Origin of the sequence: Streptomyces sp. NPDC058872 (assembly GCF_042743065.1) — a bacterium.
GTDB lineage: Bacteria > Actinomycetota > Actinomycetes > Streptomycetales > Streptomycetaceae > Streptomyces.
The window spans coordinates 1-15,056 of record NZ_JBHYMK010000069.1; the positions used below are offsets into that span (position 1 = coordinate 1).

12 protein-coding genes and 1 pseudogene are annotated in these 15,056 nt (G+C 72.3%); 8 read left to right on the plus strand and 5 right to left on the minus strand.

Going from position 1 to position 15,056, the window contains the following annotated elements; translation table 11 throughout:
- From ACFW22_RS30970 to era, 3 genes and pseudogenes are all read left to right on the plus strand, one after another.
- Positions 1–518 (plus strand): annotated as a pseudogene (locus ACFW22_RS30970) (beta-xylosidase); the annotation flags it as partial.
- A 65-nt stretch (positions 519–583) separates the two neighbouring features.
- Complete coding sequence (locus tag ACFW22_RS30975; RefSeq protein ID WP_386410972.1) at positions 584–1,540, plus strand: WxL protein peptidoglycan domain-containing protein; 957 nt, start codon at positions 584–586, stop codon at positions 1,538–1,540.
- Between the two features lie 21 nt (positions 1,541–1,561).
- Positions 1,562–2,512, plus strand: coding sequence for a GTPase Era (gene era, locus ACFW22_RS30980; RefSeq protein WP_386410975.1), 951 nt, complete (start codon positions 1,562–1,564; stop codon positions 2,510–2,512).
- Between the two features lie 33 nt (positions 2,513–2,545).
- On the opposite strand, the gene ACFW22_RS30985 is transcribed toward era, so the two are convergent.
- Both ACFW22_RS30985 and ACFW22_RS30990 read right to left on the minus strand, forming a co-directional pair.
- Positions 2,546–2,809 carry a protealysin inhibitor emfourin gene (locus tag ACFW22_RS30985; RefSeq protein ID WP_386410978.1) on the minus strand — a complete coding sequence of 88 codons (264 nt, stop codon included), beginning with the start codon at positions 2,807–2,809 and terminating at the stop codon, positions 2,546–2,548.
- 20 nt (positions 2,810–2,829) lie between these two features.
- A complete protein-coding gene (locus ACFW22_RS30990; protein WP_386410981.1) occupies positions 2,830–3,882 on the minus strand; it encodes a M4 family metallopeptidase in 1,053 nt (350 codons plus the stop codon).
- A 321-nt stretch (positions 3,883–4,203) separates the two neighbouring features.
- Between ACFW22_RS30990 and leuA the strand changes: the two genes are divergently transcribed.
- From leuA to ACFW22_RS31005, 3 genes are all read left to right on the plus strand, one after another.
- Positions 4,204–5,967, plus strand: coding sequence for a 2-isopropylmalate synthase (gene leuA, locus ACFW22_RS30995; protein WP_386410984.1), 1,764 nt, complete (start codon positions 4,204–4,206; stop codon positions 5,965–5,967).
- 228 nt (positions 5,968–6,195) lie between these two features.
- Entirely contained in the window at positions 6,196–7,530 is a 1,335-nt protein-coding gene (locus ACFW22_RS31000) for a choice-of-anchor A family protein (RefSeq protein WP_386410987.1), read from the plus strand.
- Positions 7,531–7,661: 131 nt separating this feature from the next.
- Positions 7,662–8,354, plus strand: a complete 693-nt coding sequence (locus tag ACFW22_RS31005; protein ID WP_386410990.1) for a TerB family tellurite resistance protein — start codon at positions 7,662–7,664, stop codon at positions 8,352–8,354.
- Between the two features lie 33 nt (positions 8,355–8,387).
- Here ACFW22_RS31005 and ACFW22_RS31010 read toward each other — a convergent pair whose 3' ends face one another.
- The 3 genes from ACFW22_RS31010 to ACFW22_RS31020 form a co-directional block, all read right to left on the minus strand.
- The gene (locus ACFW22_RS31010; protein ID WP_386410993.1) at positions 8,388–9,758 is read right to left on the minus strand and encodes an FAD-binding oxidoreductase; all 1,371 of its coding nucleotides are present in this window, start codon (positions 9,756–9,758) and stop codon (positions 8,388–8,390) included.
- Between the two features lie 243 nt (positions 9,759–10,001).
- Positions 10,002–11,696 carry a LuxR C-terminal-related transcriptional regulator gene (locus ACFW22_RS31015; RefSeq protein WP_386410996.1) on the minus strand — a complete coding sequence of 565 codons (1,695 nt, stop codon included), beginning with the start codon at positions 11,694–11,696 and terminating at the stop codon, positions 10,002–10,004.
- A gap of 125 nt (positions 11,697–11,821) precedes the next feature.
- The gene (locus ACFW22_RS31020; protein WP_386410999.1) at positions 11,822–13,192 is read right to left on the minus strand and encodes an FAD-dependent oxidoreductase; all 1,371 of its coding nucleotides are present in this window, start codon (positions 13,190–13,192) and stop codon (positions 11,822–11,824) included.
- Between the two features lie 844 nt (positions 13,193–14,036).
- Between ACFW22_RS31020 and ACFW22_RS31025 the strand changes: the two genes are divergently transcribed.
- Positions 14,037–14,252 carry a hypothetical protein gene (locus ACFW22_RS31025; RefSeq protein ID WP_386411002.1) on the plus strand — a complete coding sequence of 72 codons (216 nt, stop codon included), beginning with the start codon at positions 14,037–14,039 and terminating at the stop codon, positions 14,250–14,252.
- 51 nt (positions 14,253–14,303) lie between these two features.
- Positions 14,304–15,053: a DNA repair protein RecO gene (recO, locus tag ACFW22_RS31030; protein ID WP_386411005.1), complete on the plus strand. Its 750-nt coding sequence runs from the start codon at positions 14,304–14,306 to the stop codon at positions 15,051–15,053.
- Positions 15,054–15,056 lie beyond the last annotated feature (3 nt).

Below are 15,056 nucleotides of genomic sequence, written 5' to 3' on the forward strand. Positions count from 1 at the left end.
AGGGGGCGGCCTGGGACCCCGACAAGGGTGCCGGCCCCGCCGCGTACAAGGTCATCGTGCCGGCTCCGCCGAACAGCCAGAAGATCACCGCGACCGTCACGGCGGGCGAACTGTCCATGGCCCAGGCCGGTGACGCCGTCCAACTGTCCTCCGTCGACTTCGGTGCGGGCGGTGCGGCCACCGGCGCCCTGCAGACGGTGACCGTCAAGGACTTCCGCGGCGGCCCCGCCGGCTGGTCCCTGACCGGCAAGGTCACCGACTTCACCGGGCCGGGCGGAGCCATCGGCGCGGGGAAGCTGAGCTGGACCCCCGCCTGCACGGCCAAGGCGGGCAGCCCCAGCGCCTGCGCGGCCGGCTCGGCAGGACCGGTCGGCAGTGGCGGCGCGACCCTCGCCTCCACCCCGAACGGCACCCTCACGGGCGGCGAGTTCACCGTTGACGCACAGCTCTCCCTCGACGTCCCGGCGTTCACCGCGCCCGGTGCGTACGAGGGCGTGCTCACGCTGACCCTCTCCTGACCGCCCCGCGGGCCGGGCGCGCACCCGGCCGGCCCGCCCGATCCGCACCCCGGGAGTCCGCACCCGTGCGCACCAAGCCGTACGTCCTCCTCCTGAGCACCCTCCTCGCGCTCCTCCCGCTCCTCGTCCCCGCGTCCAGCGCGCGGGCCGCCGAGAACGGCGAGTGGGCCGTCTATCCGGCCGCCTCCCAGTTGGGCGACCGCCCGTACTTCTACCTGGTGGCCGACCCCGGCAGCACGCTCACCGACCGCGTCACCGTGGCCAACAAGACGGCGGCCCCGCTCACCTTCCGGCTCTACGGCGCCGACGCCTACAACACCGAACGCGACGGCGGCTTCGCGGTCCGCACCCAGAAGGAGGAACAGACCGGGGCCGGCGCCTGGATCAAGCCCGAGCGGACCCGCATCACGGTCCCGCCCCGCTCCACCGTCACCGTCCCCTACACCCTGGCCGTGCCCGCCGACGCCGACCCCGGTGACCACCCCGGGGCGCTCGTCGCCCTCGACGAGAGGATCGCCCCGGGCGGCGGGGGCTCCGTCGCCGTCGGCGTCCAGCGGGCGGTCGGCGCCCGGGTCTACCTCCGGGTCAACGGACCGACCGTCCCCGCCCTGGCCGTCGAGGACGTCACCCTCGACCAGGACCGGCCGCTGGTCCCCGGAACCCGTACGAGCAGCGCACTCGTCTCGTACACCCTGCACAACCGGGGCAACGTCACCCTCGATCCCAAGGTCGCGCTGGAGGCGCGGGGCCTCTTCGGCCGCACCCTCCTCGAACGCGACCTGGACGGGGTTCCCGCCGAACTGCTGCCCCGCCAGAAGATCCGACTCACCGCCCGCTGGGCCGGCTCCCCCCAGTTCGACCGGGGGGACGTCACCCTCACCGTCACCGCGAAGGGCGTGCGGGAAACCGCCACCGTTTCCTTCCTCGCCCTGCCCTGGTTCGCCGCGGCGGTCCTCCTGGTGGGTGCGGCGACGGGCTTCTTCGGCCTGTGGATGCGCCGACGCAGGGCACTGAGTGCGTGACGCGGGCTCCCATCGGGGACAATGGCCCCCATGAGCGCTCGCAACCAAGAAACCGAAGCCGTCCACCGGGCCGGCTTCGCCTGCTTCGTCGGCCGCCCCAACGCGGGCAAGTCCACCCTCACGAACGCTCTGGTCGGACAGAAGGTGGCCATCACCTCGAACCGGCCCCAGACCACCCGGCACACCGTCCGCGGCATCGTGCACCGCCCGGACGCCCAGCTGATCCTGGTCGACACCCCCGGCCTCCACAAGCCGCGCACCCTCCTCGGCGAGCGGCTCAACGACGTCGTGCGCACCACCTGGGCCGAGGTCGACGTCATCGGCTTCTGCCTGCCCGCCGACCAGAAGCTCGGCCCCGGCGACCGGTTCATCGCCAAGGAGCTCGCCGAGATCAAGAAGACCCCGAAGGTCGCGATCGTCACCAAGACCGACCTGGTCGACTCCAAAGCACTTGCCGAACAGCTCATCGCGATCGACCAGCTCGGCAGGGAGCTGGGCATCGAATGGGCGGAGATCGTCCCCGTCTCGGCCGTGGGCGACAAGCAGGTCCGACTCGTCGCGGACCTGCTCATCCCGCTGCTCCCGGAGTCCCCGCCGCTCTACCCGGAGGGCGACCTCACGGACGAGCCGGAGCAGGTCATGGTGGCGGAACTGATCCGGGAGGCCGCGCTCGAAGGCGTACGGGACGAGCTGCCGCACTCCATCGCGGTGGTCGTCGAGGAGATGATCCCGCGGGAGAACCGTCCGGCGGACCGGCCGCTGCTCGACATCCACGCCAACGTCTACATCGAGCGGCCCAGCCAGAAGGGCATCATCATCGGCCCCAAGGGAAGCCGCCTCAAGGAGGTCGGCATGAAGTCCCGCAAGCACATCGAGGCGCTCCTCGGCACCCCGGTCTTCCTCGACCTCCACGTGAAGGTGGCGAAGGACTGGCAGCGCGACCCGAAGCAGCTGCGGAAGCTGGGCTTCTAGGGCGCGGCCGCACGGGCGCGCCCCCCGGGCGGCTCAGGCGCCTTCCTTGAGCACCTTCGTGATCAGGGCGCGCTGGGCGTCCGTGAGGTGCGGGTCGCAGCAGCGGACCGTGCGCCCGTCGATGGTGATCTCGTACGAGAAGCCGTCCGGCACGCCCCGGCCGTTGCCGTCGCCGTCCGCGAGGACGGCTCCGGCAAGGTCGCGCCACCCGTCGGCGTCCGGCCGGTCGACGGTGTCCACCTCCGCCGACCGCTCGATGCCCGCGAAGCCGCCGGTGCGCCGCACTCGAATCCGCATGGGCCCTGTCTACCAGTCGGTCAGTCGATGGGCACCCCCACCGCCGCCCACGCCTTCAGCACGGCCTGGATCTCCGCCCCGTCGCCGTACCGCGCCCGGGCCGCCGCCACGGTGGCCCGGGCGAACTCGGAGAAGCGGGTCTCGGGGGTGAGGGAGCCGCCGGTCATCACGTCGTACCAGATCTGTCCGGCCCGCTCCCAGGCGTTGCCGCCGAGCTCGGTCGCGGCCAGGTAGAAGGCGTGGTTGGGGATGCCGGAGTTGATGTGCACCCCGCCGTTGTCGCGGCCCGTGCGGACGTAGTCGTCCATGTGGGAGGGCTGCGGGTCCTTGCCCAGGACGTCGTCGTCGTACGCGGTGCCGGGCGCCTTCATGGAGCGCAGTGCCCTCCCCTCCACGCTGGGGTGGAAGAGGCCCTCGCCGATCAACCAGTCGGCCTGCTCGGCGGAATGGCCGCGCGCGTACTGCTTCACGAGCGAGCCGAAGACGTCGGAGACCGATTCGTTGAGGGCGCCGGACTGGCTGAAGTACTCCAGGCCCGCCGTGTACTGGGTGAAACCGTGGGCCAGCTCGTGACCGATGACGTCCACGGGCAGCGTGAAGTCGAGGAAGATCTCGCCGTCGCCGTCGCCGAAGACCATCTGCTCGCCGTTCCAGAAGGCGTTGCCGTAGTCCTCGCCGTAGTGGACGGAGGCGATCAGCGGCAGTCCGGCGCCGTCGATCGAGTCGTGCCCGAAGGCGTTCAGGAAGAGGTCGAAGGTGGCCCCGAGGCCGGCGTACGCCCGGTTGACGGTGGCGTCGGCGACCGGCTCCGCACCCTCGCCGCGGACCTTCTCACCGGGCAGCGCGGTACCGCGCAGACAGTCGTGGATGCTGCGGTGCGGCGTGGCGGCGTCGCCGGGGGCGGGCGTCGGTACGACCCCGGGCAGCGGCAGCACCCGGAACGCGCGGGCCGCGGCGTCCGCCACCAGGGTGCGACGGGCGGTCGTGGCGACGGTCGGATCGGCGGAGTGCGCCAGGTGCTCCAGGAGGTGGGGCGGCACGATCGAGCAGAAGACGGACGCGTGGGGAGTCATTCCTGCAATGTGGCACTCCGTGATGCCGCTGTCACGGGAGGAGACGAGGATTGGCGAAATGGAGTGATGGGTCACCTTTCGCGCTTGACGCGACGGCCGTCCCGCATACTGGAACGGGACGTCCGCCTTCCACGGACCTGGGCTATGGTGACGCACATCATGCGTTTCGGGCTGCTTCTCCTTAGCTGCCGCGGCGAGGGCCTGTAGTCGTAGGCCGACCCCCTCCCCGCGGGTTTCGGTGTTGCGTTCGACAGTCGGCCTCCCCCGTGCTCCACGAGCCGGGGGGACCCCACTCCCGCTTGACCCGAGGAGCCCTACGCAATGTCCCAGTCGCCCTTCGTCAGCCGGCCGACGCCCGTCACCAACGCGACCCACACCCAGCGGCCGTCCGGGATGCCGATCCACAAGTACGGTCGCTACGAGGCCGTGGCCATCCCCGACCGGACCTGGCCCGAGCAGCGCATCACCAAGGCGCCGCGCTGGCTGTCCACCGACCTGCGCGACGGCAACCAGGCCCTGATCGACCCGATGTCCCCGGCCCGCAAGCGCGAGATGTTCGACCTGCTCGTACGCATGGGCTACAAGGAGATCGAGGTCGGCTTCCCCTCCTCCGGCGAGACCGACTTCGCGTTCGTGCGCTCCATCATCGAAGAGGGCGCCGTCCCGGACGACGTCACCATCTCCGTCCTGACCCAGGCGCGCGAGGACCTGATCGAGCGGACCGTGGAATCCCTGGTCGGCGCCAAGCGGGCCACCGTGCACCTCTACAACGCCACCGCGCCCACCTTCCGCCGGGTCGTCTTCCGCGGCTCGAAGGAGCAGATCAAGCAGATCGCCGTGGACGGCACGCGTCTGGTGATGGAGTACGCGGAGAAGCTGCTGGGCCCGGAGACGGTCTTCGGCTACCAGTACAGCCCCGAGATCTTCACCGACACCGAGCTGGACTTCGCCCTGGAGGTCTGCGAGGCGGTCTGCGACGTCTGGCAGCCCGGCCCGGGGCGCGAGATCATCCTGAACCTGCCGGCCACCGTGGAGCGTTCGACGCCGTCCACGCACGCGGACCGGTTCGAGTGGATGGCCCGGAACCTGACCCGGCGCGAGCACGTCTGCCTGTCCGTCCACCCGCACAACGACCGCGGCACGGCCGTCGCGGCGGCCGAGCTGGCCATCATGGCCGGTGCCGACCGCATCGAGGGCTGCCTGTTCGGGCAGGGCGAGCGGACCGGCAACGTCGACCTGGTGACCCTGGGCATGAACCTGTTCTCGCAGGGCGTGGACCCGCAGGTCGACTTCTCGCAGATCGACGAGATCCGCCGCACCTCCGAGTACTGCAACCAGATGGAGGTCCACCCGCGCCACCCCTACGCGGGCGACCTGGTCTACACCGCCTTCTCCGGCTCCCACCAGGACGCCATCAAGAAGGGCTTCGACGCCATGGAGGCCGATGCGGCGGCCCTGGGCAGGACCGTCGACGAGATCGAGTGGGCCGTTCCCTACCTGCCGATCGACCCGAAGGACGTCGGCCGCTCCTACGAAGCCGTCATCCGGGTCAACTCGCAGTCCGGCAAGGGCGGCATCGCGTACGTCCTGAAGAACGACCACAAGCTGGACCTGCCCCGCCGGATGCAGATCGAGTTCTCGCGCATCATCCAGCAGAAGACCGACAGCGAGGGCGGCGAGGTCACCCCGGCCGCGATCTGGGCCGTCTTCCAGGACGAGTACCTGCCCAACCCGGAGAACGCCTGGGGCCGCATCCAGCTGCGCTCCGGCCAGACCACCTCGGACACCGACGGCACCGACACGCTGACCGTCGAGGCGGTCGTGGACGGCGTCGACACCGTCCTGTCGGGTTCCGGCAACGGCCCGATCTCCGCCTTCTTCGCCGCGCTGCAGTCCATCGGCGTGGACGCCCGCCTGCTGGACTACCAGGAGCACACGATGAGCGAGGGCGCCTCCGCGCAGGCCGCCTCGTACATCGAGTGCGCCATCGACGGTCGGGTCCTGTGGGGCATCGGCATCGACGCCAACACGACCCGGGCCTCCCTGAAGGCGGTCATCTCGGCGGTCAACCGCTCCGCCCGCTGACCCCCCCGCCGCTGCCCCGCACCCTCCTTCCCGGAGGGGGCGGGGCAGTCGCGCATGTGAGCTGCGTCACGGTTTCAGGCTCGCTTAAGGAAGATCATCCGGCAGTGTCGGAATCGGGGGCATATCGGGTGGGTTGACGCCACATCGGGGAATGGCGGAAGGTCGGCTCGTCCACTCGGACACACCCCCCACGCGCCCTCCCCGTACCTCCCTGACCTGGAGTTTCGCATGCGCACGTCCGCTGCCGTGGCCGCCGTCCTCGCGGTGACCGGTGCCGCCCTCAGCTGGGCCCCCGCTGCTTCCGCCGCCACCACGGAGTGCGTGACGCACCCGCTCGGTACGGCCGGTCTGTACGCCGAGTTCATCGAGAAGGACTCCGTCCGCCACTCGGACTCCGAGGGCGCCGTCGCGGTCGGCGGCGACGCCACCTTCGGCGACCCGAAGCAGCCCTCCGGCTTCTCCATCGGCCACAAGCTCACCGCCGCCGACCTCGCGAAACTGCCCGGAGGCCACAGCCTCGTCGTCGGCGGCACGCTCTATGCGAACCAGGTCGTCCTGGACAAGGGCACCGGCATCGCCGGCAAGGTCGTCGACCGCTCCACCCCCGGTCAGGGCTTCGGCGTCGACGGCGACAGAGTCCGGGAGGGCGCCTCCCCGACGTCCCCCGTCGACTTCGGCAAGGAGTTCGCAGCGCTGCGGACCCTGTCCTCCGCCTGGGCCGCCGCCCCGACCGGCGGCACGGTCTCCGCGGCCGGCGACGGCCTGTTCCTCGCCGGCACCGACGAGCAGCTCAACGTCTTCGCCGTGAGCGCCGCGGACCTGGAGAAGGCCCGCTCCATCACCCTCGACGTCCCGGTCGGCTCCTCGACCCTCGTGAACGTGCTCGGGACCTCGTACGACATGAGCACCTCGGCGACCTATGGCGTCTACTACAAGAACCTGGACGGCGGCGCCCCCGTCATCGACGACTACGCCATGCCGCGCGACGAGTACCGGCAGATCCGCGCCAAGCTGCTGTGGAACTTCCCGCAGGCCGAGACGGTGAAGAAGAACTACACCTCCTGGCCCGGCACCATCCTCGCGCCGAACGCCGACGTCTCGATGGGCGGCAAGGGCTACGGCCCCGGGCACGTCAACGGCTCCGTGATCGCCGCGTCCCTGAAGACCGTCCCCGGTGCCGAGACCCACCAGATGAACTTCACCGGCTGTCTCCCGAAGGGCACCACCCCGGGTCCGGTCCCCACCCCGGAGAAGCCGAAGCCGACCGACACCCCCGCCCCGACCCCGCCGGCGACCCCCGAGCCCACCCCGAGTCGGGACGGCGAGACCCCGGGCACCCCGGACACCCCCTCGGGCTCGGCCTCCCCGTCCACCCCGGCCGCGCCCACCACCCCGGGAGGGTCCACCACCACCCCCACCCCGGCACCGTCCGCCACTCCGGAGGGTGATCTCGCGACGACCGGTTCGGCCATCGGTCCCGGCACGATCGGGGCCGCGGTGGCCGCCGTCGCCGTCGGCGGGGGCCTGCTGGCCTTCGCGAAGCGTCGCCGCCGCGCCTCCTGAGGCCCTCGGGGCAGTGGCGTGTCTCGGCCATCTCCACAGGGATCTGTCGCCGGGGTGCTGACGCCACATCACGGATGTGGCTAACATCACGCCCACGCCGGCAGTGCAGCCGGGCCGTCGAGGAGGTGCGTATGCGGTCTGCCCGGAATCCACGCGGTGGGAAGCTGACCGTCTGCGGAATCCGCACCTCCTGGAACACCGTCGGAGACGGCGAGTTCTTCTGCGAGGAGTGCGGAGGCGACCGCAACTACCGGCAGCGCACCGGCCGCCGAAGGTTCGCCGTGCTCGGTGTGCCCGTCCTGCCCCGGGGCGTCACCGGCCCCGTCATCGAGTGCACGGCCTGCCACACGCACTTCGGCACGGAGGTGCTCGACCACCCGACGACGAGCCGCTTCTCCGCGATGCTGAGGGACGCCGTGCACACCGTCGCCCTGGCGGTGCTCGCGGCCGGCGGCACCGACTCCCGCGAGGCCCTGGACCGGGCCGTCACCGCGGTCCGGTCCGCCGGCTTCGCCGAGTGCACGGCCGTCCAGCTCGTCGACCTCGTGGAGGCCCTGGAGGCGGACACCGGGCGCTTCATGCCCGAGGTCAACCCCGAGGGCGCGCTCCTCGCGATCGAACTCCACGAGGCCCTGGAGCCGCTCACCCCGCACCTGGCCCCCGCCGGTCGGGAGTCGGTCCTGCTCCAGGCCGCCCGGATCGCCCTCGCGGACGGCCCCTACACCCCGTCCGAGACGGAGGTCCTCGGGACGGTCGGGAACGCGCTGGCGCTCGCCCCCGACGACACCGTCCGCCTCCTCGCCTCGGCCCGGACGGTGCCGTAGCCGGTCTCCCGCGGACGGGCCGGGGCCCGGGCCCTACGGCGCGATGTTCTGGTTCAGCCGGAACACGTTGTCCGGGTCGTAGCGGCGTTTCACCCCGCGCAGCCGGTCGTAGTTCTGCCGGTAGTTGACCCGCACCCGGTCCTGGTCGTCGGCGTCCATGAAGTTGACGTAGCCGCCCTCCTGGGTGTGCGGCCGGAGCGCCTTGTCGTAGGCCCGGGTCCAGGCGACGTTCCGTTCGGTGTCCGCCGGATCGGTCCAGGTGCCGCCGAAGGAGTGCGAGAAGGAGGCGTCCCGGTACGCGAACGCGGTCTCCTCCGGGCCCACCTCGTGGCACGCCCCGTCGATCGGGAAGATCGCCGTGTCCGACTCCAGCGACGGCATGGTCTCGCCGTACTCCACGTGCACGGCGATCGCACCGTCCGAGAGCTCACGGCTGAAGTTGCCCTTCCAGTAGTGGTACAGCCCCGGCGGGAGCTGCTCGTCGAAGAGGGTGTTGATCACCGGGTACGGCAACCGGTCCATGAACCGGCCGATGACCGGGCCGAGGCCGTCCAGCCGGGCGAGCACCCCCTCGTCCTCCTCCGGCGCACCGCTGAAGCAGGTGAAGGCGGCACAGATCGGGCGCCCGTGCCAGCGCTCCGGCAGGAACGGCTCCTCGGGACCGAGCGCGAACACGAGGATCGAGTTCAGTTCGACCGGGGCGTCCGCGTTCATCCCCCGCCAGGCGCGGGCCACGTCCCCGTCGAGCGGGTAGCAGGTGATCCCGCCGAGCACCACGTCGACGGGGTGCAGCCGGTACGCGAGCGAGGTGACCACCCCGAAGTTGCCACCGCCGCCCCGCAGCGCCCAGAACAGGTCGGGGTTCCGCTCCCGGTCGCAGGAGAGGAGCTCGCCCCCGGCGGTCACCACGTCCGCCGCGAGCAGGTTGTCGCAGCTCAGCCCGTAGCGACGGGCGAGGTGTCCCATGCCGCCGCCGAGCGTCAGGCCGCCGATGCCGGTCGTGGACACCACCCCGCCGGTGGTGGCGAGTCCGAAGGCGTGGGTGGCGTGGTTGAAGTCGCCCCAGGTGGCGCCGCCCTCGGCCCGTGCCGTACGGGCTTCGGGGTCGACCCGGACGCCGCGCATCCGGGACAGGTCGACGACCAGTCCGTCGTCGACGGTGCCGAAACCGGCGACCGAGTGGGAGCCGCCGCGCACGGCCAGCGGGAGCGCGTGCTCCCGGGCGTGGAGCACCGCCGCGATCACGTCGCCGGCGTCCACGGCGTGGACGACGACGGCCGGGCGGCGGTCGTGCAGGGCGTTGTAGACCCGACGGGAAACGTCGTACGACGGATCGTCACGGGTCACGACGGCGCCGCGCACGGCACCGCGGAGCGTGTCCAGGGAGTGGGTCGTCGTGGTCATGCCTCCGGTGTACCCGGGCCGCCGCCCGGGCGGCATCGCCCGAACCGCCCATGGCGGGTGCGGGACGGGATGGGCGGTTCGGCCCATGCGGAGTCCACGGCAGCGGACGGCCACGGAGCGCGGCGACCCGTTCCGGACCGCGACCGGTTCGTGCCCGCGACCGGTTCGTGCCCGCGACCGGGCCGAGGGCGCGTCGCCCGTACCGACGGTGCCTTCCGGCGAGGGAGCCGGTGCCGGTGCGGGTCACACCAGGCCGTGGGCGTACGCGTACGCCGTGGCGGCGGCCCGCGAGCCCACCTCCAGCTTCGCGAAGATGTTGTTCAGGTGCCGGGCGACCGTGTGCTCGCTGATCACCAGGGTCCGCGCGATGTCCCTGTTGGTCCCGCCCGTGGCGACGAGCCGCAGCACTTCCGCCTCCCGGGCCGTCAGTCCGCCCGGGAACCGCCGCCGCGCCCCGCCGCCCAGCAGCGCCGCCGCCCGTCGGGCGTCCGGCACCGCCCCGAGCCGCTCGAACACCGCCCGTGCGGCACCCAGCTCCAACCGGGCCGCCTCTTCGTCGCCCACCGTCCGGTCGGCCGCCGCGAGGAGCATCCGGACCTGTGCCGCCTCGTACGGCACGCGCAGCTCCAGCCAGCCGGTGAGCGCCCGGCGCAGCAGTCGGAGCGCCGGCTCCGGCCGCGACTCCGCCAGGGCCACCGCGCCCCGCGCCGTGTCGGCCATCGCCCGCAGCAGCGGTACGTCCCCGGCCAACACCTCCAGCTCCGCCGCCGCGCCCGCGGCCCCGGGCACGTCACGGACCGCGAGGGCCACCTCGGTCCGGGCGGCGAGCAGCCTGGCCCGGCCCAGGAGGTCGTGACGGGGGTCGCTCTGGCAGGCGAGCGCCAGATCCACACCGGCCACCGCCGCGTCGGCGCGGCCCTGGGCGAGCCTCAGCAGGGCGAGTCCGGGCTGCGGGATCCGACCCAGTTCGTGGGCGTGGGCGTACGAGGCGGCGGCGTCCGCCGGGCGGCCCTGGCGCCGCTGGATGTTCCCGGCGGCGTAGTACGCGGAGGCCGCCGACTCCAGGCAGTCCACCGGTACCTCCCGGCACGCCTGCCGTGCCTCCGCCTCCGCGAGGGCCCAGGCCCCGAGCAGGTCGAGCACCTCGACCCGGTGGGCCCGGCACACCCCCCGGAAGGGGTTCTCCCCCGAGGGGACGGTTTCCGTCGGCCCGGCCGGCGGCCGGCCCGTCCAGGGCGGTGCGCACCACTCCATGGCCGCCTCCGTCCACTCCACCGCACGCCGGAAGTCCGCCGCGGCCATGCACTGGGTGAGGGCCAGACAGTACAGCCAGCCCGTGAAGACGCCGGTCAGCTCGCCGGCCGTGACCGCACACATCGCGTCGTCGAGCAGGCCCAGGGCCTCGGCGCGACGGCCGCTCGCCAGGAGCACCGACGCCTCGGCCTGGCGGCTCAGGGCGAGGAGGTCCGCGCTGTCCGAGCGGTGGGCGAGCCGGGCCATCCGATGGACGGCGGCGAGGGCGGCCGGGCCGTCGCCGCGGGTCGACGCCGCCTCCGCATCGCTCCAGGCGAGGAAGCACTGTTCGGGGCAGGGCGGCAGCTCGTCCAGGTGGTGGTGGGCCCGGTGCAGCCACCCGGCCGCCGCCGCGGGGCGACCGAGGCCCTCGTACTCGTACGACAGCCACCAGGAGGCCAGCCCCGCGCCCCGGTGGTCTCCGACCGCCGCGTACCCCGCGTGCGCCCGCAGCCGGGCGGCGACGGACTCGTCCACCCGGCCCGACCACCAGGCCGCGTCGGCGAGGGTCATCAGGTCGTCGGCGGTCAGGGCGCGCGACGGGTGCTCGTCGTGGGCGTGCAGCAGCCCGTACGCCTCGGCCCAGGACTCCCGGGCCGCCGCGTCCCGTGCCCGGGTGAGCCGGTCGACCGTGGGTGCGGACATGGCCCTCACCCCTTCCCGATCCTTCCAGGGTAGGACCGGGCCGGGGCGAGGGCCTCGCGGGGGCGGGGCGCGTTCCGTCAGCTGCGGGGGCGCTGCGGGCCGGACGGGGCCTCCGCCGCACGTTCCTAGTCGAGGGCGCCGCTCGCGCGCAGCATGTCCTCGCGCTCGACGATCTTCACGCGCTCGCGGCCCTGCGGCTCGCCGAGCGCCTTCTCCGCGGCGTCCAGGGCGTACCAGCCCTCCCAGGTCGTGTACGTGATGCCCTTGCCCTCCAGGAAGGTCACGACCGCGTCCTCCTCCGGGGTGCTCGGCGTGAGCAGCCGCCCGTGCGCGAAGTCCTCCAGGAGGTTCGCCACGGTCTCGTTGGCGTCGCCCTTGGTGTGGCCGATGAGACCGACGGGGCCGCGCCGGATCCAGCCGGTGCAGTAGGTGGAGGCCAGGTGCTCGCCGGTCTCCTCGATCACGCGACCGCCCTGGTCCGGGACGGTTCCGGAGACGGCGTCCCAGGGGATCTTGGGCAGCTCGTCGGAGAGGTAGCCGACGGCGCGGTACACGGCCTGGACGTCCCAGTCGGTGGTCTGGCCGGTGCCCTTGACGTTGCCCGTGCCGTCGAGCTCGGTGCGTTCGGTGCGCAGGCCGATGACCTTGCCGTCCTCGCCGAGGATCTCGACGGGGGACTCGAAGAAGTGCAGGAAGAGCTTGTGCGGGCGGTCGCCGACGTCGCGGATCGCCCAGTTCTCCAGCGTCTTGGCGACCATGTCGGTCTGCTTGTTCTTGCGGCGCTCGGCGATCGAGCCCTCGTCGTAGTCGATGTCCTCGGGGTTGACGATGACCTCGATGTTCGGCGAGTGGTCCAGTTCGCGCAGCTCCATGGGACTGAACTTGGCCTGGGCGGGGCCACGACGGCCGAAGACGTGGATCTCGACGGCCTTGTTGGCCTTGAGGCCGTCGTAGACGTTCGCGGGGATCTCGGTCGGCAGCAGTTCGTCCGCCGTCTTGGCCAGGATGCGCGCGATGTCGAGGGCCACGTTGCCGACGCCGAGGACGGCGACCTTCTCGGCGGACAGGTCCCAGGTGCGCGGAACGTCCGGGTGGCCGTCGTACCAGGAGGCGAAGTCGGCGGCGCCCAGCGAGCCGTCCAGCTCGACGCCGGGGATCCGCAGTGCGCGGTCGGCCATGGCGCCGGTGGAGAAGATCACGGCGTCGTAGAAGGCGCGGAGGTCGTCGAGGTGGACGTCGGTGCCGTAGTCGACGTTGCCGAAGAGGCGGACCTGCGGCTTGTCGAGGACCTGGTGGAGGGCGGTGATGATGCCCTTGATGCGGGGGTGGTCGGGGGCGACGCCGTAGCGGATGAGGCCGAAGGGGGCCGGCATCCGCTCGAAGAGGTCGATGGACACGCCCGGCTCGGCGGCGGCCTCGGACTTCAGGAGCGCATCGGCGGCGTAGATTCCGGCGGGGCCGGCGCCGACGATCGCGACCCGGAGGGGGCGGGGCATGACTGGTTCCCTTCGCAAGCGAGGTGGCGGCGGAGCCGCCGACACTTAGGCCACCCTAAATACTCGCGCGCGCAGGAAGGTACCCACCCCCGACCTATGGGCTCATAAGGTGGACTTATGACTTCCATAAGTCCACCTAGGTGCACGGGGGTGCGGCCGGCCCGATCCGGTCCGCGGAGCGGGCGGGTCCGAGGGGGCGGGCGTGCGGCCCGTCACCGCTCGTCGTGCCGCTCGGTCGGCGTGCGGAAGGGGTTCGTGCGCGGAGGCCTTTCCGGGGAGTCGCATCATGTGCGCCGGAAAGAATCGCCGGACCGCGGGAACCCGTCCATTCGTCCGCCGCGGGGCGCCGTCGCATGCGAATGATCCGCTCGAACGGATCGGTGGGACTCCGGATGCGAACGCCCGTCCGTGCAGTTCGCCCCGGGTGGACCCGAGCCTCCCCGTGCCCCTTTCGGGCTCCCCGAAGAACTGCGGGGCATCTCGCCGCCTTTTCCGGTCATGAATGAACTCTGTGGTTCCACAACGCAGTTGCCCGCCCGGCCAGCGGTCAATTCTACGGATCCGTAGCCGCGCTGGAGAGGCGAAGCGGGAAATGGATTCAGAAAGGCATACGTTGGTGGAGGAAGACACCGAGAAGACGACCGCGGGGCACTCGGAACCGCACGAGAAGCAGCGACGGAACCATCCGGGGAACCGGTGGGGGAGGGCCCGTGTCCCTTCCTCCGGCCCGACGCCCTCGCGCTCGCCGCAAGGCCCCGCGGTCGCCCCTGGAAACGGGATGCCGCACGGTGGGAACGGCCCGGCTCCTCGCCGTCGCCGCACTGCCGAGGGAGGAGAGTCGCCCATGACGCTGCCCATCGGGGCGTACGTCGTCGAGATCCGCACCGGACGGGTCGGGACGCTCGTGGGGCGAGAAGGCCCCCACGTGCAGATCCGCCCGCTGGGCGGCGGGCGCGAGTGGGACGTGGAGCCGGAGGGGGTGCGGGAAGCCACCGCGGCGGAGCGGCTGAGCGCGGCCACGGCCCACGCCAACGCCCGGAGCCGGGGCGAGGTGCCCTGATCCGGTACGACCCGGGGCCCGGCCGCTCCCGGCGTACGCGAGAATGGGCCCATGAGTCTGTTCCGCGACGACGGCATCGTGCTGCGCACCCAGAAGCTGGGTGAAGCGGACCGCATCATCACGATCCTCACCCGCGGCCACGGCCGCGTACGCGCCGTCGCGCGCGGAGTGCGCCGGACCAAGTCGAAGTTCGGGGCCCGGCTCGAACCCTTCTCCCACGTGGACGTGCAGTTTTTCGCCCGGGGGAGCGAGCTGGTCGGACGGGGCCTGCCGCTCTGCACCCAGAGCGAGACCATCGCCGCGTACGGCGGCGGGATCGTCACCGACTACGCCCGGTACACGGCCGGCACGGCCATGCTGGAGACGGCGGAGCGGTTCACCGACCACGAGGGCGAGCCCGCCGTGCAGCAGTACCTGCTGCTCGTCGGCGGCCTGCGGACGCTCGCCCGGGGCGAGCACGCGCCCCACCTCATCCTGGACGCCTTCCTGCTCCGCTCCCTCGCCGTCAACGGCTATGCGCCCAGCTTCGAGGACTGCGCCAAGTGCGGGCTCCAGGGGCCGAACCGGTTCTTTTCGGTCGCGGCGGGCGGAGTCATATGCGGCGACTGCCGGGTCCCCGGAAGCGTCGTACCCTCTGCGGAGGCCATCGGCCTGCTCAGTGCGCTGCTCACCGGCGACTGGGCGACGGCGGACGCGTGCGAGCCGCGTCACGTCAGGGAGGGCAGCGGACTGGTGTCCGCCTATCTGCACTGGCACCTGGAGCGCGGCCTGCGCTCCCTGCGTTACGTAGAGAAGAGCTAGGAG

Bases quoted from the DNA above. Each gene is read 5' to 3' on its own strand.
- recO (WP_386411005.1), top strand. From the start codon at position 14,304: ATGAGTCTGTTCCGCGACGACGGCATCGTGCTGCGCACCCAGAAGCTG.
- ACFW22_RS31020 (WP_386410999.1), bottom strand. From the start codon at position 13,192: ATGCCCCGCCCCCTCCGGGTCGCGATCGTCGGCGCCGGCCCCGCCGGA.
- ACFW22_RS30990 (WP_386410981.1), bottom strand. From the start codon at position 3,882: ATGACTCCCCACGCGTCCGTCTTCTGCTCGATCGTGCCGCCCCACCTC.
- leuA (WP_386410984.1), top strand. From the start codon at position 4,204: ATGTCCCAGTCGCCCTTCGTCAGCCGGCCGACGCCCGTCACCAACGCG.
- ACFW22_RS31015 (WP_386410996.1), bottom strand. From the start codon at position 11,696: ATGTCCGCACCCACGGTCGACCGGCTCACCCGGGCACGGGACGCGGCG.
- era (WP_386410975.1), top strand. From the start codon at position 1,562: ATGGCCCCCATGAGCGCTCGCAACCAAGAAACCGAAGCCGTCCACCGG.
- ACFW22_RS31010 (WP_386410993.1), bottom strand. From the start codon at position 9,758: ATGACCACGACGACCCACTCCCTGGACACGCTCCGCGGTGCCGTGCGC.
- ACFW22_RS31025 (WP_386411002.1), top strand. From the start codon at position 14,037: ATGACGCTGCCCATCGGGGCGTACGTCGTCGAGATCCGCACCGGACGG.
- ACFW22_RS31000 (WP_386410987.1), top strand. From the start codon at position 6,196: ATGCGCACGTCCGCTGCCGTGGCCGCCGTCCTCGCGGTGACCGGTGCC.
- ACFW22_RS31005 (WP_386410990.1), top strand. From the start codon at position 7,662: ATGCGGTCTGCCCGGAATCCACGCGGTGGGAAGCTGACCGTCTGCGGA.
- ACFW22_RS30985 (WP_386410978.1), bottom strand. From the start codon at position 2,809: ATGCGGATTCGAGTGCGGCGCACCGGCGGCTTCGCGGGCATCGAGCGG.